The sequence below is a fragment of the Exiguobacterium flavidum genome (genome assembly GCF_003344535.1).
Lineage (GTDB): Bacteria > Bacillota > Bacilli > Exiguobacteriales > Exiguobacteriaceae > Exiguobacterium_A > Exiguobacterium_A flavidum.
On sequence record NZ_QPKS01000004.1, the window covers coordinates 146,952 to 172,496 of the forward strand.

24 protein-coding genes and 1 other annotated feature are annotated in these 25,545 nt (G+C 51.8%); of the genes, 18 read left to right on the forward strand and 6 right to left on the reverse strand.

Features of this window, described 5'->3' with window-relative positions:
* Positions 1 to 6: 6 nt before the first annotated feature.
* Genes DFG60_RS05315 through DFG60_RS05325 form a run of 3 tightly spaced genes read right to left on the reverse strand, consistent with a single transcriptional unit; the run spans position 7 to position 3,090 of the window.
* Positions 7 to 444, reverse strand: a complete 438-nt coding sequence (locus tag DFG60_RS05315) for a DUF523 domain-containing protein (protein ID WP_114570698.1) — start codon at positions 442 to 444, stop codon at positions 7 to 9.
* Positions 441 to 1,394: an alpha/beta fold hydrolase gene (locus DFG60_RS05320; protein ID WP_114570699.1), complete on the reverse strand. Its 954-nt coding sequence runs from the start codon at positions 1,392 to 1,394 to the stop codon at positions 441 to 443. Before DFG60_RS05320 ends, DFG60_RS05315 begins: the two co-directional genes overlap by 4 nt.
* Before the next feature lie 19 nt (positions 1,395 to 1,413).
* Positions 1,414 to 3,090, reverse strand: a complete 1,677-nt coding sequence (locus tag DFG60_RS05325; protein WP_198661549.1) for a formate--tetrahydrofolate ligase — start codon at positions 3,088 to 3,090, stop codon at positions 1,414 to 1,416.
* A 164-nt stretch (positions 3,091 to 3,254) separates the two neighbouring features.
* On the opposite strand from DFG60_RS05325, the gene DFG60_RS05330 reads away from it, so the two are divergent.
* The 6 genes from DFG60_RS05330 to DFG60_RS05355 all read left to right on the forward strand — a co-directional run bounded on the left by DFG60_RS05330 (position 3,255) and on the right by DFG60_RS05355 (position 8,314).
* The gene (locus DFG60_RS05330) at positions 3,255 to 4,145 is read left to right on the forward strand and encodes a carbohydrate ABC transporter permease (protein WP_114570701.1); all 891 of its coding nucleotides are present in this window, start codon (positions 3,255 to 3,257) and stop codon (positions 4,143 to 4,145) included.
* A complete protein-coding gene (locus DFG60_RS05335) occupies positions 4,142 to 5,029 on the forward strand; it encodes a carbohydrate ABC transporter permease (protein WP_114570702.1) in 888 nt (295 codons plus the stop codon). Before DFG60_RS05330 ends, DFG60_RS05335 begins: the two co-directional genes overlap by 4 nt.
* Positions 5,030 to 5,298: 269 nt before the next feature.
* A complete protein-coding gene (locus DFG60_RS05340; protein WP_114570703.1) occupies positions 5,299 to 5,844 on the forward strand; it encodes a GNAT family N-acetyltransferase in 546 nt (181 codons plus the stop codon).
* A gap of 219 nt (positions 5,845 to 6,063) precedes the next feature.
* Positions 6,064 to 6,318 (forward strand) — a binding site (T-box leader).
* Between the two features lie 62 nt (positions 6,319 to 6,380).
* Complete coding sequence (asnA, locus tag DFG60_RS05345; RefSeq protein ID WP_114570792.1) at positions 6,381 to 7,355, forward strand: aspartate--ammonia ligase; 975 nt, start codon at positions 6,381 to 6,383, stop codon at positions 7,353 to 7,355.
* 136 nt (positions 7,356 to 7,491) lie between these two features.
* On the forward strand, positions 7,492 to 7,713 hold the full coding sequence (locus DFG60_RS05350) for a hypothetical protein (protein WP_114570704.1): 222 nt from the start codon (positions 7,492 to 7,494) through the stop codon (positions 7,711 to 7,713).
* A gap of 10 nt (positions 7,714 to 7,723) precedes the next feature.
* Entirely contained in the window at positions 7,724 to 8,314 is a 591-nt protein-coding gene (locus DFG60_RS05355) for a DedA family protein (RefSeq protein WP_114570705.1), read from the forward strand.
* 59 nt (positions 8,315 to 8,373) lie between these two features.
* On the opposite strand, the gene DFG60_RS05360 is transcribed toward DFG60_RS05355, so the two are convergent.
* Complete coding sequence (locus DFG60_RS05360; RefSeq protein ID WP_114570706.1) at positions 8,374 to 9,843, reverse strand: potassium/proton antiporter; 1,470 nt, start codon at positions 9,841 to 9,843, stop codon at positions 8,374 to 8,376.
* A 188-nt stretch (positions 9,844 to 10,031) separates the two neighbouring features.
* Between DFG60_RS05360 and DFG60_RS05365 the strand changes: the two genes are divergently transcribed.
* Positions 10,032 to 11,318, forward strand: coding sequence for an ABC transporter substrate-binding protein (locus tag DFG60_RS05365; RefSeq protein ID WP_114570707.1), 1,287 nt, complete (start codon positions 10,032 to 10,034; stop codon positions 11,316 to 11,318).
* Between the two features lie 63 nt (positions 11,319 to 11,381).
* Here the strand turns inward: DFG60_RS05365 and DFG60_RS05370 are convergent, their stop codons facing one another.
* Positions 11,382 to 12,677: an NCS2 family permease gene (locus tag DFG60_RS05370; RefSeq protein WP_114570708.1), complete on the reverse strand. Its 1,296-nt coding sequence runs from the start codon at positions 12,675 to 12,677 to the stop codon at positions 11,382 to 11,384.
* A 201-nt stretch (positions 12,678 to 12,878) separates the two neighbouring features.
* Here DFG60_RS05370 and DFG60_RS05375 point away from each other — a divergent pair, with 201 nt between their 5' ends.
* The 7 genes from DFG60_RS05375 (at position 12,879) to DFG60_RS05405 (ending at position 20,655) form a co-directional block, all read left to right on the forward strand.
* Positions 12,879 to 14,636 (forward strand): sensor histidine kinase, encoded by a 1,758-nt coding sequence (locus DFG60_RS05375; RefSeq protein ID WP_114570709.1) that lies wholly within the window; start codon positions 12,879 to 12,881, stop codon positions 14,634 to 14,636.
* Positions 14,633 to 15,337 (forward strand): response regulator transcription factor, encoded by a 705-nt coding sequence (locus DFG60_RS05380; protein ID WP_114570710.1) that lies wholly within the window; start codon positions 14,633 to 14,635, stop codon positions 15,335 to 15,337. The genes DFG60_RS05375 and DFG60_RS05380 overlap by 4 nt, the downstream gene beginning before the upstream one ends.
* 14 nt (positions 15,338 to 15,351) lie before the next feature.
* Complete coding sequence (deoD, locus tag DFG60_RS05385) at positions 15,352 to 16,059, forward strand: purine-nucleoside phosphorylase (protein ID WP_114570711.1); 708 nt, start codon at positions 15,352 to 15,354, stop codon at positions 16,057 to 16,059.
* Between the two features lie 100 nt (positions 16,060 to 16,159).
* Positions 16,160 to 17,548, forward strand: coding sequence for an aldehyde dehydrogenase (locus DFG60_RS05390; protein ID WP_114570712.1), 1,389 nt, complete (start codon positions 16,160 to 16,162; stop codon positions 17,546 to 17,548).
* A 21-nt stretch (positions 17,549 to 17,569) separates the two neighbouring features.
* Entirely contained in the window at positions 17,570 to 18,745 is a 1,176-nt protein-coding gene (locus DFG60_RS05395; protein ID WP_114570713.1) for a CDP-glycerol glycerophosphotransferase family protein, read from the forward strand.
* 353 nt (positions 18,746 to 19,098) lie between these two features.
* Positions 19,099 to 19,488 carry a glycerol-3-phosphate cytidylyltransferase gene (tagD, locus tag DFG60_RS05400; protein WP_114570793.1) on the forward strand — a complete coding sequence of 130 codons (390 nt, stop codon included), beginning with the start codon at positions 19,099 to 19,101 and terminating at the stop codon, positions 19,486 to 19,488.
* Positions 19,489 to 19,599: 111 nt separating this feature from the next.
* The gene (locus DFG60_RS05405; RefSeq protein WP_232818636.1) at positions 19,600 to 20,655 is read left to right on the forward strand and encodes a CDP-glycerol glycerophosphotransferase family protein; all 1,056 of its coding nucleotides are present in this window, start codon (positions 19,600 to 19,602) and stop codon (positions 20,653 to 20,655) included.
* Positions 20,656 to 20,885: 230 nt separating this feature from the next.
* Here DFG60_RS05405 and DFG60_RS05410 read toward each other — a convergent pair whose 3' ends face one another.
* Entirely contained in the window at positions 20,886 to 22,040 is a 1,155-nt protein-coding gene (locus DFG60_RS05410; protein ID WP_114570715.1) for a CDP-glycerol glycerophosphotransferase family protein, read from the reverse strand.
* A gap of 307 nt (positions 22,041 to 22,347) precedes the next feature.
* Between DFG60_RS05410 and DFG60_RS05415 the strand changes: the two genes are divergently transcribed.
* From DFG60_RS05415 to DFG60_RS05430, 4 genes are all read left to right on the forward strand, one after another.
* Complete coding sequence (locus DFG60_RS05415; RefSeq protein ID WP_114570716.1) at positions 22,348 to 23,055, forward strand: Crp/Fnr family transcriptional regulator; 708 nt, start codon at positions 22,348 to 22,350, stop codon at positions 23,053 to 23,055.
* Between the two features lie 166 nt (positions 23,056 to 23,221).
* A complete protein-coding gene (locus DFG60_RS05420) occupies positions 23,222 to 23,335 on the forward strand; it encodes a cytochrome C oxidase subunit II (RefSeq protein WP_114570717.1) in 114 nt (37 codons plus the stop codon).
* 12 nt (positions 23,336 to 23,347) lie between these two features.
* Positions 23,348 to 23,824, forward strand: a complete 477-nt coding sequence (locus DFG60_RS05425; protein WP_114570718.1) for a cytochrome c oxidase subunit II — start codon at positions 23,348 to 23,350, stop codon at positions 23,822 to 23,824.
* Positions 23,821 to 25,512 carry a b(o/a)3-type cytochrome-c oxidase subunit 1 gene (locus DFG60_RS05430; RefSeq protein WP_114570719.1) on the forward strand — a complete coding sequence of 564 codons (1,692 nt, stop codon included), beginning with the start codon at positions 23,821 to 23,823 and terminating at the stop codon, positions 25,510 to 25,512. The genes DFG60_RS05425 and DFG60_RS05430 overlap by 4 nt, the downstream gene beginning before the upstream one ends.
* Positions 25,513 to 25,545 lie beyond the last annotated feature (33 nt).

The window sequence follows — 25,545 nt, forward strand, 5'->3', positions numbered from 1 at the left end:
ATTTTTTTAGGCGGAATGAATCGTCAGTCCTTCGCGGGAAAAGAGGGCGGTCGTCACACCGACGCCGGTCCTCTTTTCTCCGCTGAAACTGCCGTCATAAATCTCAAGGCTGCCGCATGAGGGACTCTTCTGCTTCAGCCAAACCTCGGTCACACCGGTGCTTTTGAGGATGGCCAGGGCCTCCTGTGCACCTCGAAGGAAGGCATCAGTTACGTCGTCGCCGCTCCGTGTCATGACCCTTGCCTTCCCGTCGAGCACATCGAAGCCGTCACCTCCGACGATTTCCGCCGGTTCACGTGGCGTCGAGAGCCCGCCCATCTGTTCAGGGCAGATCGATATGCCGCCTCCCTGCGTAAACAGGGACTGGGCATCAGGGGCGAGTGCTCCGCGGCCATCATAACGACACTCACATCCGAGCAGGCATGAGCTGAAGGCGCGCTTCATGTTTCTTCCCTCAAGGAATGGCCCTCGAACTTCACCTGCTTATGAAGCCAACCGGCAATCTCGGCGAAGACACGCATCCGGTCTTTTTCCTGGAACAATTCATGGCGCATATTCTCATAGAGCGAGAGCTGGACGGTCTCGACCCGGACGCGGTTGTAGGCATCGAAGAGCTTTTTGATGCCTTGACCGTCGAAGGCGACCTGATCGTCGACACCGGCGAGCAATAAAATTGGCAGGTCACGCGGATGGCGATAGATGTTCGCCAAGCTGTTCACTAGGGCCGTCCCTCTCAGCAATTCATAGAAGAAGCCGAGGGAGACGGTCTGACCGCACAGCTGGTCGCTGTCGTAGCGAAGGACCGACTGTGGGTCGGATGAAAGCCAGGCATTCGGTGAAGCGGCGGGGAAGAACGGAAGGTTATACCGCCCGAACACGAAACGGCTGAACGCCTTTGCGGGGAGCGTGTCGGACCCGCGCTCGATCGTCGAGCGAAGTGTCGCGAGGCTCAGCTTCCCGAGCAGGCCGGCCGAGGAGAGTGGTCCCGTTACGATGATACCGGCGAGTTCATGTCCGAGCGTCTGTCCGAGCCGTCTGGCGATCAGGGAGCCGAAGCTGTGTCCGAGGACGATCAGCGGAAGGGCCGGATACCGTTCCTTGATGTCACTGATCAGCTCCTCGGCGTCGCGCATCAGCGTATCGAATCCTTCGTCCGCCTTCAAATGTCCGAGTGACTTGCGATTGCTTGCCTGTTCACCGAAGCAACGCAGGTCAGGGATGACCGTATGGAAATGATGGGCGTTCAAGAATTCGGCGAATTCCTGATACCGTGCGCCATGCTCCATCATGCCGTGGAAGATGACGACGATCCCTTCAGGCTCGTGCGTCTCCATGAGGCGCATCGATGTCGTCGTGCCGTCTGAAGCTACCCAGTGTGTCTGTTCAAACGTCATGCTGAACACTCCTTCCGAGTCAAAACAGTCCGATGGCCTTCCCGTCTGGCAACACGCCCATCCGGTTAGCGGCTGGTTCTTTTGGCAGACCAGGCATCGTTAACACATTCCCTGTCAAGGCGACTATGAATCCTGCACCGATTGCAGGACGTACTTCTCTGACGGTGATCATGAATCCTTCCGCACGACCGAATTTAGTCGGATCATCGGTCAGCGAGAATGGTGTCTTCGCCATACAAATCGGCAAACCGCCCCACCCGGACTCCTCACATCTTTCGAGTTCACGGAGCGCCTTGTCTTCGAAGTGGACACCTGTCGCCCCGTAGATCAGTGTTGCGATTCGTTCGATTTTCTGCTTGAGTGACATGTCGAGCGGATAGAGTGGGCGGAAGGTGCTTTCCTCCTCCAAGGCATCAATCACCTGATCGACGAGTGCTTCGCCGCCGGCTCCGCCTTGAGCGAAGACATCGGATTCCGCGAAACGGACTGACCGCGCGTCACACCATTCGGCGACCGTGCGCCGCTCATCCGCAGAGTCCGACGCGAAACGGTTCAGCGCGACGACTGCGGGGACGCCGAACAGCTCCATCGATTCGATATGTTTCTCAAGCAGGGCGAGGCCGCTTGTAAGAGCGGTCAGGTTCTCCTCCTCGAGGGCGTTCTTCGGGACACCGCCATGCATCTTCAATGCACGAATTGTCGCGACGACGACCACGGCATCCGGATGCAGGCCTTGACGGGACTTGATGTTGAAGAACTTTTCGGCACCGAGATCAGCTCCAAAACCTGCCTCCGTGACGACGATATCGCTCAATTTGAGGGCCGTCCGTGTCGCGACGAGCGAATTGCAGCCATGGGCGATGTTCGCGAATGGACCACCATGTATCAAGGCAGGTGCACCTTCGAGCGTCTGGACGAGGTTCGGGCGGAATGCTTCCTTCAAGAGCAGGGTCGCAGCTCCCGCCGCCTTCAAGTCGGCGACAGTGACCTTCGTCTTCGCATATGTCTCGGCGACGACGATACGACTGATGCGAGCCTCGAGGTCCTCGAGCGAATCGGCAAGGCAGAGAACAGCCATGATTTCAGAGGCGACGGTGATGTCGAACCCGTCCTGGCGGGGAACGCTGTGGGCGGGACCGCCAAGTCCGATCGTGACGTGGCGCAACGACCTGTCGTTCAGATCGAGAACACGCTTCCAGGTGATGCGCCGTGGGTCGATCCCGAGCTCGTTCCCTTGATGGAGATGATTATCGAGCAGAGCGGAAATCGTATTGTGGGCAGTCGTGATCGCGTGCATGTCTCCTGTGAAGTGGAGGTTTATATCCTCCATCGGAAGGACTTGGCTGTAACCGCCGCCGCATGCTCCACCCTTCATTCCCATCGTCGGACCGAGGGACGGTTCACGAAGACAAATCATCGTCTTCCGTCCCGTGCGGTGAAGCGCCTGTCCGAGCCCGACTGTCACGGTCGATTTTCCCTCACCGGCCGGAGTCGGGTTGATTGCCGTCACGAGGACGAGCTTCCCGTCAGCGCGCGTCTCGAGGCGTTCTTTCAGTCCGTCTGAAAGCTTCGCCTTATATTTCCCGTACGGGTCGTAATCGTCCTCAGTCAAGCCGATTGAGGCGGCGATCGATTTGATTGGCTGTAGAATGGCGCTCTGGGCGATCTCTAAATCTGAACGAATCGTTTTCTCCATGGGGATCCTCCTCCGAGTGGGGCGATGATTTCTTTCTTTTCATAGTAGCCCATCATTCGCGAAGTCGGCAATCAATCGTTCAATATTTTCCACCCTACGTGTCAAATGGTTGCGTTTTCATTTTTCTAGTAATTGTTTACTGTTAGAGGGAAGGAGGGATGGTAATGGCAACTAGTAAAAGCAGAAAATTGAGAAGGGGATTCGAGTTCTGGTCATTCGTCGGACCTGTTTTCCTCGTATTCGCAGTCATCGTCCTCGTCCCGTTTTTCAATGGGGTCATGTATTCATTCACCGACTGGAACGGCGTGACGGGGGAGCTCAACTGGATTGGTGTCGACAACTATGTCCGGCTGTTCACGACGGATGAACAGTTTCAGCAATCGTTCTGGCTGACGACGAAATATACGGTCGTCGCTGTCCTCCTGACGAACATCGTCGGGTTCCTGCTCGCCTTTTTATTGACACAGAATATCCGGACACGGAACTTTCTCCGGACGATCTTCTTCATGCCGAACCTGATTGGCGGTCTCATCCTCGGTTTCATCTGGCAATTCATCTACGTGAAGGGGTTCGCGTCGATCGGTGAACTTACCGGCTGGAGTTTGTTCGAACTGCCTTGGCTAGGAGACGCGCAGACGGCTTTCTGGGGAATCGTCATCGTATCGATCTGGCAAGGTGGAGGCTACATCATGGTCATCTACATCGCGGCACTCCAAAATGTTCCGCAGGAGCTGATCGAAGCAGCAAAGATTGATGGAGCGAACCGTCTTTCAGTACTGAAGAACATCACGCTTCCGTTGATCATGCCTTCTATCACGATCTGTCTCTTCCTGACGATCTCATGGTCTTTCAAACTGTTCGACACGAACTTGTCGTTGACGAACGGCGGACCATTCAAGTCGACAGAGATGCTTGCTCTCAACATCTATAAGGAATCCTTTACGAATAACAATCTGGGTCTCGGTTCGGCGAAGGCGGTCATCTTCTTCGTCATCGTCGCGGCCATCACGGTCACCCAAGTGTACTTGACGAAAAAGCGGGAGGTGGAAGCATGAGTACGGCTCAGCCATTACCGACGCCAGAAGTCGAAAAACCGAAGAAGCAACGACGTCCGCGCGGCAAATATTCATTCCGGCTCGGAACCGTTGAACTCGCGGCCCTCCTGATCGGGATACTCTATATGATTCCGTTCTATTATGTGCTGTCGAATTCGTTCAAGACGCGGGGGGACATCTTTACGAATACGTCCGGTCTGCCTAAGGAGTGGATCACGACCAACTATACGGAAGCGTGGGAGGCGATGAATTTTGGACGCGTCTTCCTGAACTCGGTCATCATCACGATCGGGGCGAATGCGATCATCGTCATCTTCTGTTCGATGGCAGCCTGGAAGCTCGTCCGGACGAAGACGAAGCTGTCTACGATCATCTTCTTCCTGTTCGTCGCGGCGATGATCATTCCGTTTCAGTCGATCATGATTCCGCTGTCGAAACTTTCAGGTCAGCTCGGCCTGCAGAACAGCTACTGGGGATTGATCCTGATGTATCTCGGATTCGGTTCAGGTCTGTCGATCTTCCTGTACCACGGGTTCATGAAGGCGATTCCTGAGGAAATCGAGGAGGCGGCAATCATCGACGGCTGCTCGACTTGGGGTGTATTCTGGCGAATCGTCTTCCCGCTGTTGAAGCCGATCACGGTGACGATCGTCATCCTGAACACGCTCTGGATCTGGAACGACTTCTTGTTACCATCGCTCATGCTAAGGGATATCGATCTTCGGACGATTCCGCTCGCTACGTTCTATTTCTTCGGACAGTACACGAAGCAATGGGATCTCGCGCTCGCCGGTCTCGTACTCGGCATCGTCCCGCTTCTCCTGTTCTTCTTCGCGATGCAGAAGCAGATCATCCAAGGAATCACGAGCGGATCGATCAAGTAAGTCTTGCTCAAGAAAACAAGGGGTCTCGTGTCTGCTCTCGATTCTTCGATTTCGGTGTACGAACATAACGAAGCAGTCCGTCGTGGGCTGCTTTTTTCTCTTCCGACGGCACGATATACGTGAATCAGCGTCCTTCATGGAAGCAAAAGGACCTTCTCTAGCGCGAACGAAGGAGGAGGCGGCTCAATCGAATATTCCGTAAACGTGAGGATAGATAGTCAGTTTGACAATAAAATTCTTGTTCAGAATGGGAAGGTATCGGTGTCGAAATGAATATTGCAGACGAGGTCATAATTTCTCCATTACAGGAGGAAATGATAGCGGACATCCATGAAACAAACGATTCTTTTAAAGTGTTCGGAAAGGTCGTACCCCGTTTGGAATCAGGGAAATGGTCGTTTGAAGAGGAGCTATTTGGTGAAACGGAAGAAATTCGTTTCCCGGCTGATCAGCTTGATTGGAGCCTCTACATAGACCGCGAAGATAAAGCCCTATTTTTAGCGTATAAGAATAGTGATTGCATCGGTCAGATTAGGATCATCAAGGACTCGAATCGCTTCTGTTATATCGAAAATATCGCTGTGAAGAAAGAGTTCAGAGGACGCGGAATCGGGAAGTTGCTCTTGATGAAAGCGGAAGAATGGGCGAAACAAAGAAACCTGATCGGGATGTCTCTGGAGGCTCAGGATGATAATCTTTTGGCGTGCAGGTTTTACGTGAAGCAACGATTCGTCCTCGGTGGAGTCGACACGATGAAGCAGTCATATAATCCAAACATCGAGGCGACTTTGTATTGGTACAAGTTGTTCGATTGAAAGATGCCAGGCATCGGCAAGAGCACGTCCTTTGCGAAACTGTCTCTTAACATAGTTTTTTTCAGTTTTAGTGTTTCAAAACGAAACGCCGTTTTTCGAGGAGAGGCCTGGGAGTTGAGAGCGTCCGCAAATGAATTGTCAGAAAAATTTTCATTGATTTTCAAAAAAGGGTTTCTTTTTCCGGATGTTTCGTTGTAAGATGAGTTCAATTCAATTGTAAAAACGACGTTGAAGGGAAGAGTAGCATCTCGATATGGAAGCAAAGCGAGCTGGGGACGGTGTGAGCCCAGTCTGACATGAGTTGTGAAGAACCTCCCGGAGTTGCTGCCCGAACGCAATTTGCCAGTAGACGCAGCCGGAGTTCTGCCCGTTATCCGCAGGTCGAAGATGAAAGGGAAATCCCTTGAGTCTTTTGAGTGAGCAGCATGCTGCTAACATGGGTGGTACCGCGGAACCGAGTCTTTCGCCCCATATTTGGGGGAGAAGGGCTCTTTTTTATGGCTTCTTCCTCGAACACAATTGAGGAGGAAGAAAAAATGACAACACTCGTATCAATGAAAGACAAACAGCAGGCAATCACGGAAGTTAAGGTTCGTTTTGAAGAGATTTTCGCAGAGAAGCTCGACCTGACACGTGTCCAGGCACCGCTATTCGTCGAGAGCACACTCGGCGTCAACGATCACTTGAACGGGACGGAACGAGTCATCCGCTTCGATGCACTCGACCACGGCACCGAACTCGAAATCGTCCAGTCGCTCGCGAAGTGGAAACGTCAGGCGCTCGGCACGTACGGTTTCCGTAAAGGTGAAGGACTCTATACGCTCATGCATGCCATTCGCCGTGACGAAGTGCTCGACGCGACGCACTCGATCCATGTCGACCAATGGGATTGGGAACGCGTCATCGAGGCGGACGATCGGACGTTATCGCATCTGCAGGAAACGGTCCGCAGCATCTATGAGGCCATTCGCCAAGTAGAGCTCGAGACGGAACTTCGCTTCGGTGTCGAGGCGATCCTCCCGAAAGAAATCCGTTTCATGACGACGCAGGAGCTCGAAGATCTCTATCCGGACCTTTCACCGAAGGAACGGGAGTCGAAAGCGACAGCCGAACACGGCGCTGTCTTCCTGATGCAAATCGGGGACAAGCTCGCTTCCGGTGAAAAACATGACGGACGTGCGGCAGACTACGACGATTGGTCGCTCAACGGAGATATCCTCGTCCATCATCCTCACCTTGGTGCGTTCGAGCTTTCTTCGATGGGCATCAGGGTCGACCGTGAAGCGATGCTCGCGCAAATCGAAAAGACCGGAGAACACGACAAGCTTGCGTTCCCGTTCCACCAAGGGGTGCTGAACGAGACGCTGCCATTGTCGATCGGCGGAGGAATCGGTCAATCTCGTATGGCGATGTTCTTGCTCAAGAAGCATCACATCGGTGAAGTGCAAGCTTCCGTCTGGCCGGAAGAAATGCGCACAGCCTGCGCCCGTGAAGGGATTCATCTGCTTTGATACGATGAAAAATATGGGATGAAGAAAGCGGCGGTCAAACCGTCGCTTTTTTGCGTTCATAAGACCTCAGACTGATGTTATTCGGTTTAGTTCAGCATAAAATGAGGGTATCAACACAAAAGAAAGGGTGAAGAAAATGGCTACAGGACTTTTGATATTGCTTGCGCTTTTCATCGTCTTCCTCTGGTTCAACATCAAAGGTCTACGATTGATGTGGCGCGATTACCGTCAGACCGGTTCGATCGTCGCATTAGGGTTCTTCATCGTCGGCGTGATCGGGATTTTCACAGGCGTGTTCACGACACTCGTCGTCATCGTATACTATTTCGTCAGACCGGGGCTTGTAAACCAAAGATAGAGGTGACAGGATGTTAGAATGGTTATTTGCGGCCGGAGAGTCGAATCTCTGGCTTTTTTTAGGTATCGTCTTACTTGGTCTTGGCACCGAAATCATACCGGCTGAGGTCGCGCTTCCGCTGCTTGGTCTCTACGTATCGAACGGCACGTTGAACTGGGGTGTCGCCTTATTGATCGGCTTTGCCGGAAGTCTGCTTGGTGCGACCGTCTTCTACTTACTGGGACGCTATGCCGGACGTCCGTTGCTCGTCAAATATGGAAGGTGGCTCCTCATAAAGGAGCGTGAGATCGATCAGGGAGAACGCATCGTCGGAAAGTACGGCACGTGGTCAGCGCTGTTCGGGCGATTCCTTCCTGTCATCCGGACGGTCGTCTCCGTCCCTTGCGGCCTGTTCGAACTGTCGTTCAAGCGGTATATACTCGCGTCTGGTGCGGGCCTGCTTCCCGTATCCTTCTTCTATATCTGGCTCGGGGAACGCTTCGGCGTCGAGCGGGCTGAGGGCATGCTGAAGGCGCTTGAACAGGAGATGTGGTGGATTCTCATCATCCTGGTCGGTGGGGCGGCGGCATGGATATATTACCGGCGTCACAGCCGCAAATGAGTCGCATCACGGCGAAGAGCCTGCTTCTTTGGGATTTCCAAGGAAGCAGGCTCTTCGTTTTACGTTGAGGCTCCGGACTTCGTCAAAAACTGTTTCAACTTCTTCACGCAATGTTTCGGAGTCAAAAGGAGCAGCTGGTCGTTTTCGGCAAACACCGTATCGCCGCGCGGTGTCACGATTTTTTCATTGCGAATGATTGCGGTCACGAGAAACTCATCCGGAAGCGAGACGTCGGCAATCGTCTTACCGATGAACGGGTGATGGGCAGGCAACTTCACCTCGATGATTTCTGCGTTCGGCTTACCGATCGACATGAACTCGATCACCGTGTTGAAGACGGACGTCTTCTTCTCGTTCAAGTCGAGTCGCTCGGCGACCCAGGTCAAAGCGGAACCTTGAATCAAGGTCGACAGCAGGACGGTGAAGAAGACGATATTGAAGATCGTATTCGCATTCTCGATGTCTGCCACGAGCGGATAGGTGGCGAGAATGATCGGGACTGCCCCCTTCAAACCGGCAATCGAGATGAAGGTCTTCTCCCTCCAGTCATAATCGAACGGCAGTAAGCTCAGCCAGACGGATACAGGCCTTGCGACGAAGATCAGGATGAGCGCAAGCGCGATCGACGGAAGGATGACATCCGGCGAGATCAGCTGCTGCGGAAAGACGAGGAGCCCGAGGACGATGAACATTCCGATTTGCGCCAGATGCGCCATGCTCAGTGTGAAGCGGATGAGCGTCTGACGGTAGATGAGCTCGTGGTTACTGATATAGATTGCCGTGACATAGACGGCAAGGAATCCGCTTGCATGAATCGTATCGGCCAACCCGAATGAAAGGAAGGCGAACGACATGAGGAAGATCGGATAGAAGCTGGACGATCCAAGGTTGATCCGATTGATGAGTGTAGAAGCGACCCATCCGATCGAAAGTCCAATCACGAGACCGATCGCCATCTCCCAGACAAGTGATAAGACACCGCTCCAAAGAGAGGTGTGTTCCGGGTCTGTTATGAGCGAGAGGCAGAAGACGGTCAGGAAAACAGCCATCGGATCGTTCGTCCCTGATTCGAGCTCAAGCGTCGAACCGATCTTCCTTCTGACCGATTGGCCGCTCAGGACGGAGAAAATCGCAGCGGCATCGGTCGATCCGACGATCGCCCCTAGCAAGAAGGAGTTCGCCCAGTTGAAACCGAGGATATAGTGAGAAGCGACAGCGACAATGCCTGTCGCGACGAACACACCGAACGTAGCAAGCGACAAAGAGGGGGACAATTCCTTGCGGACGTCTTTCCAATCGGTCTGGAGCCCGCCTTCGAACAAGATGATGATCAGGGCGATCGTCCCGAGGAGTTGGGCGAGTTCCGCGTCATCGAAATTAACGAATCCTGTGACGTCACTGCCGGCAAGCATGCCGAGTGAAATGAAGATCAGCAAAGCAGGAATATTGAAGCGGTTCGAGAGACGCGTCGTCCAGACCGCCGTAAACAAAAGTCCGCCGATCAAAAGAATGGTCAATTCGAGTGGCATAGCATCATACCTTTCATGAAAAAATTCTTATTATAATAAGGATACTACAAATCCGACTATTTTCCTCGGGAAATGATTGTTCAATATTTTCCACCTGAAGAGTCAACTTTCTCTCTCTTCATTGGAAGCGTTTTCATATATTGTAAGGGTGTAGCACTCATATCACGAAAAATAAAGGAGGAATCCGAATGCTTAAACGCAAATGGACAGCACTGCTCGCGCTCGTGACGGCGTTGATGATGGTGGTACTCGCGGCATGTGGCGGCGGGACGCTGAACAGTGATGACTCGAATGATGATAATTCGTCAGGCAAGGGCAAAACGCTCAACGTCTTCCAATTCAAGGCGGAAATCGCGAAGGAAATGGAAGCGATGGCGAAGGAATATGAAAAAGAGACTGGCGTGAAGGTCGTCGTCCAAACTGTCGGTGGCGGATCGGATTATGGTGCCGCTCTTAAATCACAGTTCGCTTCAGGCAACGAGCCGGACGTTTTCAACAACGGCGGTTTTACGGAAGCGAAAACTTGGAAAGACAAGCTTGAGGATCTTTCGGGCGAGAAGTGGGTCAGCGATCTGAGCGATCTCTCGAAAGAACCGATGACGATGGATGGAAAGCTTTACGGCATGCCGATGAACCTTGAAGGATACGGTTTCATCTACAACAAGGAACTCTTTGAGAAGGCAGGCATCACGGAAGTTCCTAAGACATTGACTGATTTGACGAAGACCGCTGAGAAGTTGAAGGCAGAAGGCATCACGCCATTCTCTGTCGGATATGCTGAATGGTGGATCCTCGGAATCCACCTGCTCAACATCCCGCTCGCACAGCAGGACGATCCGGAACAATTCATCGCGGATTTGAATGCTGGAAAAGCGAAGTTCGAAGATAACGAGAAATACAAAGAGTTCATGAAACTCTTCGATCTTACGATTAAGTATGGAAACAAAAATCCGTTGACGACGGACTACAACACGCAAGTGTCGCAGTTCGCTGAAGGCAAGACTGCGATCCTCCAACAGGGGAACTGGGCACAGCAGATGATCACAGACGTCAACCCTGACATCCAAATGGGCTTCATGCCGATGCCGATCAATGATGATGCTGAAAAGATGGACCGGCTTCCTGTCGGCGTCCCGAACAACTGGGTCGTCAACAAGAACTCGAAGAACAAGGAAGAAGCGAAGAAGTTCCTCGAGTGGATGGCGACATCTGAAACAGGGAAGGACTACATGGTGAACAAGTTCAAGTTCATCCCGGCGTTCAAGTCGATCGAAGGCAAGGATCTCGGTCCGCTTGCTGACGATATCATCAAGTACTCGAATGAAGGCAAGACGATTTCGTGGAACTGGTTCAAGTACCCGGATGGGGCGACGAACGAATTCGGTGCCATCATGCAAGCGTATGTCGGCAAGCAGAAAACTGCCGACGAAATGTTGCAGGATCTGACGAAGACATGGATGAAGATGAAGAAATAAGAGCGAAACATACACTCTCCAAGATGAAGAAAAGCCAAGCGCGGTATATGCGCTTGGCTTTTTTTAGTGGGCAAAGAAGAACAGTTGAATGAAGAACAGGACACCGAAGAAGTAAATCAATCCATGGACTCTTTTACCTTGGAAAGCCTTCAAAATCGGGTAGAAGATGAAGCCGAAGGCGATTCCCGTCGCGATGCTTCCTGCAAGCGGCATGATCGCGATGACGATGAACGCCGTGAACGCATCGGCGAAATCATCCCAGTCCATCTGCTTCAACGTCTGGAGCATGAATGCACCGACGAGGATCAAGGCAGGTGCCGTGATTGCCGGCACAGAAGAAATCGCTCCGACGAAAGGTCCGAAGAAAGCAGCGACCGCGAACAGAAGACCGACTGTCACTGAAGTCAAACCGGTTCTTCCGCCTGCTGCGACCCCGGATGCGGATTCGATATACGCGGTCGTAGGACTCGTGCCGAACATTGCGCCGATGACCATTGCGGATGAGTCAGAGACGAGCGCTTTGCCACTGTTCTTAAGCGATCCATCTTTCTCGATCAAACCCGCCTGTTCGCCGACGGCAACCATCGTACCGGTCGTGTCGAACATCGTGACGAGGACGAATGAGAGAACTCCACCGAAGAGACCATATTGCAGGACGTCACCGACGGCTGTCAGCGGGTTCCATACGATCAATCCTTCAGGAATTGATGGAACGGAGAGGACATCGCCCGTGAACTTCAATTCGCCTGTGATGAAAGCGAGGATACCTGAGGCCAGAATCGCATAAAGGATTGCGCCTTTTACTTTTCGAACGGTCAGAGCTGCGGCGAGCAGAAGGCCGACGAGCGTGATGGCCGCTTCCTTCGATGTCAGGTCACCCATTTTGATCAATGTCGCTTCATCTGATGTCAGAATGCCGGACATCTTGAGACCGAGGGAGGCGATGAACAATCCGATACCACCCGTGATAGCGAGCTTCAACGTGTTCGGGATCGCCTCGATCAAACGTGTGCGCAGCGGTGTCAGCGACAGGATGAGGAAGATGATGCCGGAGACGAAGACGACAGAGAGCGCGGACGCATAGGAGATTTTCTCTCCGATGACGAGTGTGTAGGTGAAGTAGGCGTTCAAGCCCATGCCGGGCGCGACGGCAATCGGCAAGTTGGCATACAGCCCCATTAACAGGGTGCCGACAAGTGTCGCTAGTACTGTAGCGAAGAATGCTTGCTCTTGCGGGATTCCTGCCTGGGCTAGGATCGCCGGGTTGACGAACAGGATGTAGGCCATCGTGATGAATGTGACGAATCCGCCTTGGATTTCTTGGCGAACGGTCGTGTTATGAGCTGATAATGAAAACATTAATTAGAACCACCTTCATTTGTCATGTTAAAAACGAACATTAATGATAATACTCTAATTTTCATTCGTAATCAATCGTCGGAACCTCGGAATTCCGAATCCTGTAGAGGTCAGGAGCTGAAAATCTCGCTTGAGAACTCCATGTAAGCGTATTCCTGTATGTTATAATCAAAATGGTGAATGGAAAAGGAGGAGAAGCGTTTGAAGAGCATCAGAACCCGTCTGATCGGTCTCGTCGTCCTCGCGATACTGATTCCTACAGCGCTTGCCACGTCCGGATCCTATTTTTATGTGAGGCATCAAAATATCGAAGAAGCAGAACGTTCAAGTTTAAGTACGCTTAGCCGTGGCAGCGTCCAAATCAGCCACTACATGGAGGATATCGGCCGTTTGCCGACGAGCCTCTATGCGAACCGCTCCTTGATGAATGTGATGGAGGCTGGGGTCGGCAGACAAATCGAGGAGGCGGAAGGGACTGTCTCGCGTGCGCTTCTCGGTATGTTCCTTTCGCGGCAGGATATCGAACAACTGCACTTCGTTATTCTCAAAGGTCGGTCGGAATATTCCGTCTATCATATGAAGACCTCGAGTCGCGGCGAGTTCGATTGGTGGAACGAGACGGACTATTTTAACCTCCTGCAGATGGAGGGGCGGGTGCTGATAGAACCGGCGCACGAGATCCGGGCCTACAATAAGCAAACGCTCCTGATCGAGGAGGAGGAGGTCGTCAGCTTCCGCTACCGGATTGACAAGGTGGAGAACGGGACACCACTCGGCTTTCTGTCCGTCGACGTTCCAAGCAGTGTTTTCAAGCAACAGCTTCGCCTGCTTGAATCCTCACCGGACGAAAAGTTGTGGCTCTATGCCCAGGACCGCCTGATCGCAAAGACGACTGCAGAGGATTTCTCAGGCAAGATGAACATGACCGAGGAAAGCGGGAGTTTTCGACTCGGAACCTCTTTCGTCGTCTATGACAAGACACGGATCAATGGTTTGCCAATCACGCTCGTCAAGCAGATTCCGTATGCCTCGATCATCAAGAGCGCGAACGAGACAGCCGTCATCCTCCTGTTGATTGCGCTCGCTTCGCTCGTCCTCATGATCATCGCGGCAAGCATCGTCGCACTGAAGATCACCCAACCGCTCAAAGCATTGACGGCGAGTGTCTGGCGCGTCGAGCAGGGAGATCTGTCCGCACCGTTCGTCGCGACGACGAACGATGAGATCGGTTTGCTTGCAAGGCAGTTCAACCAGATGGTCGAGCGCGTCGATCTTCTGATCAAAAGAGAGTACCGGCTCGCCCTCGAGAACAAAACGAACGAACTGAGGGCGCTCCAATCACAAATGAACCCGCATTTCTTATTCAATGCACTGCAGTCGATCGGTACTACGACGTTGCAAGGTGAAAGGAAGGTCGCTTACCGCTTGATCACAGGCCTCTCTCAGATGATGCGCTATTCGATGAACAATCAGCAGACGATCGTTTCCCTGAAACAGGACATCGACCATCTACAAGCCTACATGCGGCTACAACAGCAGCGATTTCCAAGACAGTTCCGCTACATCGTCGATATTCCATGGAACTTGAATGAAATTCAAATCCCTAAGATGATTCTGCAGCCGCTCGCTGAAAATTATTTCAAGCATGCATTCCGCCAGCAAGACGGCGCGGAGGAGAATTACCTGGCCTTTAAGGTTCGGCATGATGGGGATATGCTGATGATCCAGGTTGAGAACAGCGGGACATTCATCCCTGAGGATGTGATGGAGAGTCTGCGTATCCAGATGACCGAGCCTCGTCTTTTGACCGATGGACGGACGACGGGAATCGGACTGCATAACATCTATGAGCGACTGAGCATCTTTTATTCTGGAGAGGCACGGATGGCCATACAATCACCAGGCAATGGTGGATTTCGTATCGTCATCAGGATTCCGATAAAGGAGGAGATGGGGTGAACTTGTTGATCGTCGATGACGAATGTCATGTAAGGGAAGCCGTCAAGCTGCTCGGAGAATGGGAAAGTCTTGGTGTTCGCAAGACGTTCGAGGCGGAAAACGGTTTTGAGGCGAAGGAGATCCTTGAGGAGCATTCGATCGACTTGCTGATCACGGACGTCCAAATGCCGGGACTTGATGGACTTTCTTTACTTGAATGGACGACGAATCGGCATCCAAAGGTCGTCACGATCGTCCTGACAGGGTATGATGATTATACGTATATGCGACGCGCCATTCAGCATCAGTCTTTCGACTATTTGCTCAAGCCGATCGATCCGGATTTGCTGAATGACGCCTTGAGGCGTGCGGTCGACCAAATCGCTCCTGCTCCCTCTGAAGGAGAGGCGATCGAGCGGATTGCACGTTATATCGAGAAGCATTATGCGGAGGAATTGACGCTGCAGCTGATGAGCGAAAGGTTTTTCTTGAGCCGCGAGTACATATCGAGGCGTTTCAAGCAGCATTTCGCCGTCAATCTATCGGATTATATCCAGACGATTCGCCTGAACAAGGCGAAGGTGATGCTCGAAGAGACGAACGCAAAAATCTATGAAATCGCCCTGGCAGTCGGATATCAAGATGATAAGTATTTCCGGAAAGTGTTCAAAAAGCAGTTCGGCGTCACCCCGAACGAGTTTCGGGAGCTGTTATCCATTTAGAGGAGGAATATGACATGAGTGTACACATCAATGCCAAAGAAGGACAAATCGCAGAAACGGTGCTTTTACCTGGAGATCCGCTCCGCGCGAAATACATCGCCGAAACATTCCTTGAAGACGTAGTTCTCTATAACGAGGTACGTGGTATGTACGGATTCACAGGTACTTACAAAGGCAAGAAGATTTCGGTCCAAGGCACAGGGATGGGCGTTCCGTCGATGTCGATCTACGCAAATGAACTCGTTCAGTCGTACGGTGCGAAAAACCTGATCCGTGTCGGTACGGCTGGCGGAATCACGCCTGACGTCAAGGTGCGTGACGTCGTCATCGCGATGAGCGCTTCGCACGACATGATGCAGAACCGTGCACGCTTCAACGGTCTCGATTACGCGCCGACCGCTACGTTCGACCTGCTCTATAAAGCGTACAACACGGCAAAGGAACATGGCATCGACGCGAAGGTCGGCCAGATCTTCACGACGGACCAATTCTATCAGGATGACTTCCAGCACTTCAAAAAGTGGGCGGATTACGGTTGCCTAGCAATCGAGATGGAGGCTGCAGGTCTTTATACGCTCGCTGCAAAACACAAGGTGAATGCCTTGACGATTTTGACAATCTCGGATCACCTCCTGACAGGGGAAGAGACGACGGCGGAAGAACGTCAAACGACGTTCAACGACATGATGAAGGTCGCGCTCGAGACTGCGATCCAGCTGTAAGATGACGAGACGGGAAGGAGACTTCCCGTCTTTTTATTTGGCTTGGCAGCTATGGTAAGATGAAGAAATGAAGGAAGACCATCTATTAGGAGGAGAGTTCATGGGATCAACGGTGACGAAGCAGGAGATTTCGGATCAACTAAAGACGCAACGCGCATTCTTTGCGACGGGGGCTACGCAAAGTCATGCTTTTCGCTTGAGCATGCTGACATTTTTGCGGCAAGCAATCGAACAACATGAGGAAGAAATCTATGACGCGCTCAAGAAGGACTTGAACAAGAGCAGGCTCGATACGTTCACGACAGAAATCGGTTTCGTCTATGGCGAGATTTCGCGGATGGAGCGGACGATTCGCCGCATGATGACGCCGCGCCGAATCGCTACACCGTTGTTGCACTTCGGATCGAAAAGTCAGTTGATTCATGAACCATATGGTGCTGTGTTGGTCATCGCACCTTGGAACTATCCGTTCCAACTTGCGCTTTCACCGGTCGTTGGTGCCATCGCGGCCGGCAACACGATTACGTTGAAGCCGTCCGAGCTCACACCTAACGTCTCACGTGTAATCGCGTCAATTTTCGAAAAGGCTTTCCATTCCCGATTTGCTGTGGTCGTCGAGGGAGACTCGAAGGTAAGTGAGGCGCTCTTGAAAGAGAAGTTCGATTATATCTTCTTCACGGGATCGACCCGTGTCGGCCAAATCGTCCTGGAAGCTGCTGCGAAACATCTGACTCCGGTCACGCTCGAGCTTGGCGGCAAATCACCGACGATTGTCCACAAGGATGCTAATCTGCGGCTTGCGGCGAAACGGATCGCGTGGGGGAAATGGATCAATGCGGGGCAAACGTGCATCGCGCCGGATTATTTGTTCGTCCACGAATCAGTGCGCGAGGAGTTCCTCGGGATGCTCGAGGAGGAGGCGTTCAAACAGTACGGGAACGGCGTTGGTGTCTCTTCATACGTCCGAATCGTCAATGAGTCCCATTTCGACCGGCTTACCTCCTATCTTGAGGACGGTGAAGTATTGTTCGGGGGAAAAACCGAACGCGAGGCGTTGAAAATCGCTCCGACCGTTCTGACGGATGTCGAAGCGCATTCTGCTGTCATGCAGGAAGAAATTTTCGGGCCCATCCTTCCCGTGCTCGCGTATCGTGAAATCGAGGAAGTCATCGAGTTCGTCAATGAGCGGGATAAGCCGCTTGCGCTCTACCTCTTCACGGAGAACGAAGCCATCGAGAAACAAGTCATGCGCCGTATCTCGTTTGGCGGAGGATGCGTCAATGACACGATCATGCATGTCGCGCAGCATAATCTACCGTTCGGCGGCGTCGGTGCAAGCGGGATGGGCAGTTATCACGGGAAGTACAGTTTCGAGACGTTCAGTCATAAGAAGGGGATCGTCAAGACGACGACGAGTTTCGATTTGCCGTTCCGCTATATGCGTTCGGATGCGAACGGGAAGCTGATGCGCTACCTTTTGAAAGGTTGATGCAAGAAGGAGTCGTTACTTGTGAAAAGAAAGATCAGTCATCTATTGAAAAGTGCAGGGCTTGATCGTGGGCTTCATCTCCTCATGCGTCTGATGACGCTCATGCCTGTCAAAAAGAACCGTGTGCTGTTCGAAAGCTTTCTCGGCAAGCAATACAGCGACAGCCCACGGGCAATCTTCGAAGAGCTGCGTGCTTCGCGACCGGACCTTGAATTGATCTGGAGTCACGACGGGACCGTGCGTTTTCCGGAAGGTACGCAAACCGTGAAGCGTATGACGCTGAGATGGATCTATCTCCTGTCCACTTCGCGAGTGTGGGTATCGAACAGTCGTTTACCGAGCTTCCTCGTCAAGCGAAAAGGAACGACATACCTTCAGACATGGCACGGGACACCGCTTAAGCGGCTCGCTCTTGACATGTTCGATGTGCAGATGGCAAATACGACCACGGAACGCTACAAAAAGGACTTTCAGCGTGAATCCGGGAAATGGGACCTCCTTGTCTCGCCTAACCCATATTCGACCTCGATCTTTCGACGTGCCTTCGGCTTCGATGGAGAAGTAATCGAAGTCGGTTATCCGCGAAACGACTTGTTCTATCATCCGGAAAAACACCCTGCTATACTGGACAAAGTAAAAAGACACTTTCAAATCATTGAGGGGAAGAAGATACTTCTGTATGCCCCGACTTGGCGGGATGACGAATACGCTGACCGAGGGCGGTACTCTTTTCGCCTGCCCTTCGACCTGCAAGCGTTCGAGGAACGGTTCGGGGAAGAGTACGTTCTGCTCGTGCGGATGCACTACCTCGTCGGCGACCAGCTGGATGTCTCAGAATTTCAGTCCGTCCGGAACGCATCCAGCTATCCGGACATCGCAGAACTCTATATCGCATCAGATGCTCTGGTGACGGATTATTCTTCCGTCATGTTTGATTACGCGCATTTGAAGCGGCCGATGCTGTTTTTTGCATACGATCTCGAGAAGTACCGTGATCAGTTGCGAGGCTTCTATTTTGATTTCGAACAAGACGCTCCAGGTCCTCTCCTTCGTACGGAAGAAGAACTGTTTTCAGCGATTGCGCAATTGGGAACAGGAGACTTTGACACGTCGGCTGCACAAAAGTTCCGTGCGACCTTCTGTCATGATGATGGGACGGCTACTGTCCGCATTTGCGATCGGTTGTTCCGGCAATGATTTCAACTAAAGAGGAAATTGAAATATTCGTTTCCGCATTGGCCCAGCACGGCGAATCATTCTTGCCGCGCAAGGTACGACAAGCAAGCGGAAAAGTCATGAAGTACAATCCCTTTGCAGTCCGATGCCTCACTGAATACACTGGGGGCAGAACGTCCGGATTCCGAGATGTCTAGGACAAGCATTGGTCCAGTCAGACGGATCGTAGTGGACGACTGCCAGATAAATCAGCTTTGCATGAGAAATTGAGAATATTAGATAAAGCGACGGCCTGAACGTCGACATCTAAACGAAGGAGGTGGAGGCCGGCTCTTCCGATGGCTGAAGTCATGGGTTTTCGCCGGCTTGAATTAATGAAAAAAGTCATCACATACGGAACATTCGATTTACTGCACTGGGGTCATATCAATTTGTTGAGACGCGCTAAGGAAATGGGCGATTACCTGATTGTGGCCATCTCCACGGACGAGTTCAATCGGTTGAAACACAAGGAAGCTTATCATGCCTACGAACAGCGAAAGCTGATTCTCGAGGCAATTCGTTACGTCGACGAAGTGATTCCGGAAGAAACATGGGATCAAAAAATCGAAGACGTTCAGAAATACGATATCGATACGTTCGTCATGGGCGACGATTGGGCGGGAGAGTTTGATTTCTTGAAACCATATTGTGAGGTCGTCTATCTTGGACGGACTGAGGGAATCTCGACGAGCTTGATCAAGAACGAGCTCGGCGGGAAATAAGAATAGGGATTGATTATGCGAGAACTCGCCGTACGACTTTACCTGTCGATTTTTGGCGCATTTTATCGGCTGTTTCTACTTTTTCCTTTGCGTAACAGGACGTTGTTCTACGTGACCTACGGTGGAAACGCGACCCCAATCAATCGCTTGCTCCAGCAAGTACATCCGGAGATCGAACGCACTCTTGTCTATGATCCTCGTTTTATCAAGAGGCCGGAGGAGTGGGGGGCGAAACGATTTTACAGCTCACGGTTTCGCAATGTACCCGTACTTGCCTACCTGCTTGCGACATCGAATGTCACTTGGTTTGATAATTATGTACCACTTTTGAGTGCCGCCCCTCGACGGAAAAATGCGCGTCGAATCCAGCTTTGGCATGCGGCAGGCGCGCTGAAGGAATTCGGGTTGACCGCGCAGCAGAACAAGGTGCTTCCCTTAGAAGTGAAGAAGCGTTTCCAGAAGGTGTACAAAGGATATGGTGATTTCGTCGTTCCCGGGATGGGATGCGCGAAACTTTTCATGCCCCCGCACGGTCTTAAGGAAAGTGCTTTCGTTCCGCTCGGCGTGCCGCGGACGGACTACTGGTTCGATGAGCAGCACCGCGAAAACGTGGTGGAACGACTCTCGGAACATTTGCCTCCTGACAAGAAGATTCTCCTTTATGCCCCGACATATCGCGAGAATCAAACCGGGCTCGAAGAACAGGCGATTCGTTCTTTAAGGGAAGCGCTTGATCCGGCAGAGTGGACGGTCGTATTGAAATTGCATCCGACAGTCGAACCGTTCGATATAGGTGAAGAAGGGATTTTATTTGCGGAAAAAGGATTTTCTTTGAACGACTACTTGCTCGTAACGGATGTGCTGATCACGGATTATTCCTCCGTTCCATTCGAGGCTTGTCTCCTTGGACTTCCGACCTTCCTCTACGTACCTGATTTGAAGGATTACACCATTTTTCCTGGCATCATTCCAGATTTCCCGGGTCCGCTTCCAGTCCGAGTGACAGGGGAGGCTCAAGAATTGACGGAATGGCTTCGTTCTGAGAAAGTCCTCGAGGAGTGTGGAAGCCGGATGCGGGCTTTCAGCGAGGAGTGGTACGATCTGCCGCCTGGACAGGCGACGAGACGGCTTGTCGAACGCTACTATTCAAACAGTGCGTCGAAATGAACTTGGCCATTTAAGGACGTGCCATCAAGGAGTCGGACGGGTGCGAGGAAGCTGACCGGACGCGTGTCAAATTCCGGATGGAGTCTTGGACGATCGTTTCTGCTCTGTCCGATGCGAAAAGCCGACCGCCCCGATTTTTATCGGGACGGTCGGCTTTGTCTGTTCATTGGATGGGGCGGGAACGGTACTTTCGGGTATGGCCTTCCGTTCGCGGAAGTCCTCCCGGCGTATCATTCACCTTTTAACAGGGCACGAACAGCCCGTGCGCTCGCTTCGCCGTCATCGAGACTGCAGAAGCGCTCGTGGAATGCATCGTAACGTTCTGCGTAGTGTGAGGAGACGTCCTCGATTTTCTCTATGGCATCCGCGATTTCCGAGGTAGTCATCAGCAACGGTCCCGGGACCTCATGCTCGAAGTCGAGATAAAAGCCGCGCAGCTCATCCCGATACCTCGTCAAGTCATATGTGAAGAAAAGAATCGGACGGCGCAGCTGTGCAAAATCGAAGAAGACGGATGAGTAGTCCGTGATCAGGATATCGCTGATCAGATAAAGTTCCGCTATGTCCGGATACTTCGACACATCGTATGCGAAGTCCTCGAGACCGGAAAGGTCAAGGTTCTCAGCTACAAGATAATGCATTCGGAGCAGTACGACATAGTCCTCCCCCACACGACTTTTCAGTTCTCTTAAGTCGAGTTCTAAATCGAACCTGTACTTGCCGGGAACGATGTAAGCATCGTCTCGCCATGTCGGTGCGTAGAGGATGACTTTCTTTTTATGAGGAATCCCGAGATAGGTCCGAATACCGTGGATGACGTCAGGTGAAGTCTTGAAAAAGAGATCATTCCGGGGATAGCCGATTTCAAGCATCTCGCCAGAAAAGCCAAACGCTCTGCGGAAAATCTCTGAAGAATACCGATTAGGCGAGATCAGATAATCCCATTCAGCGGCCTGCCGCACGAATGTTTTTTTATAAGTCTCGGAATCCTGGCCGCCGATAAAGACTTCTTCCATATCAAGACCGAGTCTCTTCAAAGGTGTGCCGTGCCATGTTTGAAGATAGCCCGTCCCGGAACGTTTGATGACGTTTTTTGGCTGACGCGTGTTGAAGACCCAGTATCCTGCCCGTGCCATTAAGCAATGGTAGCGAAACGATCCGCGTTTCACCCATTCGAGCTGTTCAGTCGGCGGTTCGTTGAAAATCCAGACACATCTCATGTCAGGATGATGCTTGCGGATGTAGGAATAAATCGCCTTCGGATTATCAGAATAGCCCCGTCCGAGAAAACTCTCAAAAAGAATCAAGTCTTGCTTGATCGGGAGCAGTCTTACAAAGCGTAAAATGGAGCGTTTCAAAAAGTTCTTGATTGATGATATCAACATGATAAAATCCTTCCTTATATCAAAATATTGATTTTTTTTTTGTGTGGGAAGACGAAAAAGACAGAGTTGCTAGAAAATCTGCTTTCTGATCTGGAGCATGCCCCTTATTTTCGTGAATACAATGATTATATACCATGACTAAAAGGAACGCCGAAAAATCCTTCGTACGGCGGAGAAGAACGAAATGTCTCTGATTTCATGTGAAATATCGAACAATCTTTGACAATCTCTTGAAAAAGCTACTTTTTCTGCAGTGATGTTCTATACTATGGATATAAAGGCAACCAAATAGAGAGGAGCACGTTATATGCATACGTGTGGAACCGCAGAGGCGAACACTTTCCTTCTTTCTCAGGAGACGCGAAACCTGCTCGAGCAATGGATGACGGAAACGAAGTTCCCAAAAGACTCAATCGTCTGTTGGGAAGGAGAACAGTCCGATAAGTTATATTATGTGAAGAAGGGTGCCGTCAAGTTGACGAAGCTGACGAAGAAGGGGACGCCGCTGACGATGTTCCTGTACTTCAAAGGTGATTTGTTCGGTGAGTTCGATCTAGTGGATGACTTTCCAAGTTCTTATAGCGTCGAGACGACAGAGGACAGCGTGATCGGATTGTTGTCGAAGAAGAAGCTGGAAGAGTTGATGGAGAAGGACGGGAAATTCGCCGTTGAAATCATGCGTTGGCAAACATTGATGCGCAAGCAGACCGAGACGAAGTTGCGAGATTTGTTGTTATTCGGAAAACCCGGTGCTCTCGCTTCCACCCTTCTTCGCATCGTGACGATGAGCGGAAAGGTGCTTGGCGATGATGTCATCATCTCGAATCGTCCGTCGGACTCTGAACTCGGACAGCTGATCGGAGCCCCGCGCGAAACGGTCAACCGCATGCTCTCCCAGTGGAAGAAGGAAGGCGTCATCTCGAACACCGCGACGAAGTTGATCATACATGACATGGAATATCTACGGGACCTCTGTCACTGTGAAGGGTGCCCGCTTGGAGTCTGCCGCCTATGAAGCGGCAGCTTTTTTTTGTTCGATTTGTGAACTTTATGTGAGGTTTGTGAACTAAATGGGAAAAACTTCACAATTTATGTGATTTAAATCACAACTTTTGGAGGTGGTGATTTTCTAAAATAGATGTATAGGAACGTCACTTGCCACACGCAAAGGAGTCGAGGACATGGAACCGAGCAACGAACCAAAATTGAATGGCGCATTTGCTTCTGTCTTTATCGTAGCAGCAGTCATCATCGCCATGTGGGGATCCATCTTTCTTTTATTCACATCACGCTAAGGAGTGAAGGTCATGCACATTCATAAACTAGAAAAAGTCTGGCTGATTTTCGGGGTCGCCATGCTCGCGGTCTTCTTGACGATCATCGGCGTCTCAGCATTCGCATCAGGAAATCAGCCACCGTCGGATGCGACGTTGATCGATCCGACTAAAGTCGACCAGACGAAACCGTTCGACAAACCGGGTCTGACGAAGATCGATGACGGCGTATATGAAGCGGTCATGGTATCACAAGCATTCCAGTTCACTCCGGGGGACATGGAAGTTCCTAAAGGAGCGACGATCAACTTCCTCGTCACGTCGAAGGATGTCGTCCACGGATTTCAAATCGTCAAGACCAACGTCAACATGATGGTCGTCCCGGGACATATCAACTCGATGTCTTACACATTCAAGGAAGCAGGCGAATATTTGATCGTCTGCAATGAATATTGCGGCAATGGCCATCATATGATGGCAACTAAAATCAAGGTGGTGGATTCGGAATGAATGCGATTTCGAAGAAATTGAAGCAGTTCGAGATGGAACGCGGTATGCCGGCTGCTGAAATCGGCTTGAAGGAGGCACGTATCGGCTATGCCCATGTCAGCTTCTCGCTCGTTGCGCTTCTGATTGGCGGACTTTGCGGTCTTTTGCAGACGATGGTACGGACCGGGACGATTCCGGAAATCGCCGGTATCGGCTATTATGAACTGCTGACGGCACACGGATTGATGCTTGCGATCGTCTTTACGACCTTATTCATCTATGGACTTCTCTATGCGTTTCTTGCACAATCATTCGGTCGCTTCGAGAGCTTCCCGAGCCGCCTCGCGTGGCTCGGCTTCTGGTTCATGCTGTTAGGCGTCTTGCTCGTCACTTGGATGGTTCTCGCTGGTGAGGCATCCGTCCTTTATACGTTCTATGCGCCATTGAAGGCCCATCCGGTCTTTTACATCGGTCTCGTCATCTTCGTAATCGGGACTTGGATTGGGTCAGCCGCGATGTTCCGTATGTATGCGGATTACAAGCGCGAACACAAGAACGTCCACCCGCCTCTTCAGGCGTACATGAGCATCATGACGGTTTTGCTCTGGGACGTCGCGACACTCGGCGTCGCAGCGACGATCTTGTTCCAGCTTTTGCCGCTGTCGCTCGGGTGGACGGACAAGGTCGGCATCGAGCTGTCTCGGACGCTGTTCTGGTACTTCGGACATCCGCTCGTCTACTTCTGGCTGTTGCCGGCGTATATCGTCTGGTACACCGTCATCCCTAAAATCGTCAAAGGCAAGATTTTTTCGGATGCGCTCGCGCGTATGTCATTTCTTTTATTCCTGTTGTTCTCGTTCCCGGTCGGCTTCCACCATCAGCTGCTCGAGCCCGGCATCTCTGCTTTCTGGAAATATGTGCAGGTCGTCTTGACGTTTCTCGTCATCATCCCGTCGCTCATGACGGCGTTCTCGATGTTCGCGACATTCGAACTCGCGGGAAGACGTCTCGGGGCGAAAGGGTTGTTCGGCTGGGTCAAAAAAATGCCATATCGTGACGTCCGCTTCCTCGCGCCTTTCATTGGGATGCTGTTCTTCATCCCGGCGGGTGCTGGCGGCGTCATTAACGCTTCTCACCAACTCAACATCGTCGTCCACAACACGCTCTGGGTGACAGGGCACTTCCACATCACGGTCGGTGCTGCCGTCGCGCTGACGTTCTTCGGTTCGGCCTATTGGCTCGTACCGGTACTTCGCGGACGGACGCTGACACCTGCCATCCAGCGCCTCGGAATCTGGCAGACGATGGCATGGACGGTCGGAATGCTCTTCATGTCTACGGCGATGCATATCTCGGGACTGCTCGGAAATCCGCGCCGGACCGGTCCTGCGAAGTACTTCCAGGATTCGATCGTCGCGGACTGGATTCCATATCATACGGCAATGGCGATCGGTGGAACGATTCTCTTCATCTCGATCATCCTGTTCCTCGTCGCGATGTATAAACTGTCGTTCACTGCACCTAGAGGGACGGAGGAGTTCCCGGTCGCTGAGACGGAAGAAGCTGCGATGGATACGCCGATGTTCTTCGAGAACTGGAAACTTTGGATCTTCGTGACGTTCGCACTCATTGCGTTCGCCTACACGGTACCGATCTGGCACATGATCGAAAATGCTCCTCCTGGCGCTCCGGGATGGCGGCTCTGGTAATAAGTCGATATGAAAAGAGGAGGATGGTCCGCG

Bases quoted from the DNA above. Each gene is read 5' to 3' on its own strand.
- DFG60_RS05315 (WP_114570698.1), bottom strand. From the start codon at position 444: ATGAAGCGCGCCTTCAGCTCATGCCTGCTCGGATGTGAGTGTCGTTAT.
- DFG60_RS05320 (WP_114570699.1), bottom strand. From the start codon at position 1,394: ATGACGTTTGAACAGACACACTGGGTAGCTTCAGACGGCACGACGACA.
- DFG60_RS05325 (WP_198661549.1), bottom strand. From the start codon at position 3,090: ATGGAGAAAACGATTCGTTCAGATTTAGAGATCGCCCAGAGCGCCATT.
- DFG60_RS05330 (WP_114570701.1), top strand. From the start codon at position 3,255: ATGGCAACTAGTAAAAGCAGAAAATTGAGAAGGGGATTCGAGTTCTGG.
- DFG60_RS05335 (WP_114570702.1), top strand. From the start codon at position 4,142: ATGAGTACGGCTCAGCCATTACCGACGCCAGAAGTCGAAAAACCGAAG.
- DFG60_RS05340 (WP_114570703.1), top strand. From the start codon at position 5,299: ATGAATATTGCAGACGAGGTCATAATTTCTCCATTACAGGAGGAAATG.
- asnA (WP_114570792.1), top strand. From the start codon at position 6,381: ATGACAACACTCGTATCAATGAAAGACAAACAGCAGGCAATCACGGAA.
- DFG60_RS05350 (WP_114570704.1), top strand. From the start codon at position 7,492: ATGGCTACAGGACTTTTGATATTGCTTGCGCTTTTCATCGTCTTCCTC.
- DFG60_RS05355 (WP_114570705.1), top strand. From the start codon at position 7,724: ATGTTAGAATGGTTATTTGCGGCCGGAGAGTCGAATCTCTGGCTTTTT.
- DFG60_RS05360 (WP_114570706.1), bottom strand. From the start codon at position 9,843: ATGCCACTCGAATTGACCATTCTTTTGATCGGCGGACTTTTGTTTACG.
- DFG60_RS05365 (WP_114570707.1), top strand. From the start codon at position 10,032: ATGCTTAAACGCAAATGGACAGCACTGCTCGCGCTCGTGACGGCGTTG.
- DFG60_RS05370 (WP_114570708.1), bottom strand. From the start codon at position 12,677: ATGTTTTCATTATCAGCTCATAACACGACCGTTCGCCAAGAAATCCAA.
- deoD (WP_114570711.1), top strand. From the start codon at position 15,352: ATGAGTGTACACATCAATGCCAAAGAAGGACAAATCGCAGAAACGGTG.
- DFG60_RS05390 (WP_114570712.1), top strand. From the start codon at position 16,160: ATGGGATCAACGGTGACGAAGCAGGAGATTTCGGATCAACTAAAGACG.
- tagD (WP_114570793.1), top strand. From the start codon at position 19,099: ATGAAAAAAGTCATCACATACGGAACATTCGATTTACTGCACTGGGGT.
- DFG60_RS05410 (WP_114570715.1), bottom strand. From the start codon at position 22,040: ATGTTGATATCATCAATCAAGAACTTTTTGAAACGCTCCATTTTACGC.
- DFG60_RS05415 (WP_114570716.1), top strand. From the start codon at position 22,348: ATGCATACGTGTGGAACCGCAGAGGCGAACACTTTCCTTCTTTCTCAG.
- DFG60_RS05420 (WP_114570717.1), top strand. From the start codon at position 23,222: ATGGAACCGAGCAACGAACCAAAATTGAATGGCGCATTTGCTTCTGTC.
- DFG60_RS05425 (WP_114570718.1), top strand. From the start codon at position 23,348: ATGCACATTCATAAACTAGAAAAAGTCTGGCTGATTTTCGGGGTCGCC.
- DFG60_RS05430 (WP_114570719.1), top strand. From the start codon at position 23,821: ATGAATGCGATTTCGAAGAAATTGAAGCAGTTCGAGATGGAACGCGGT.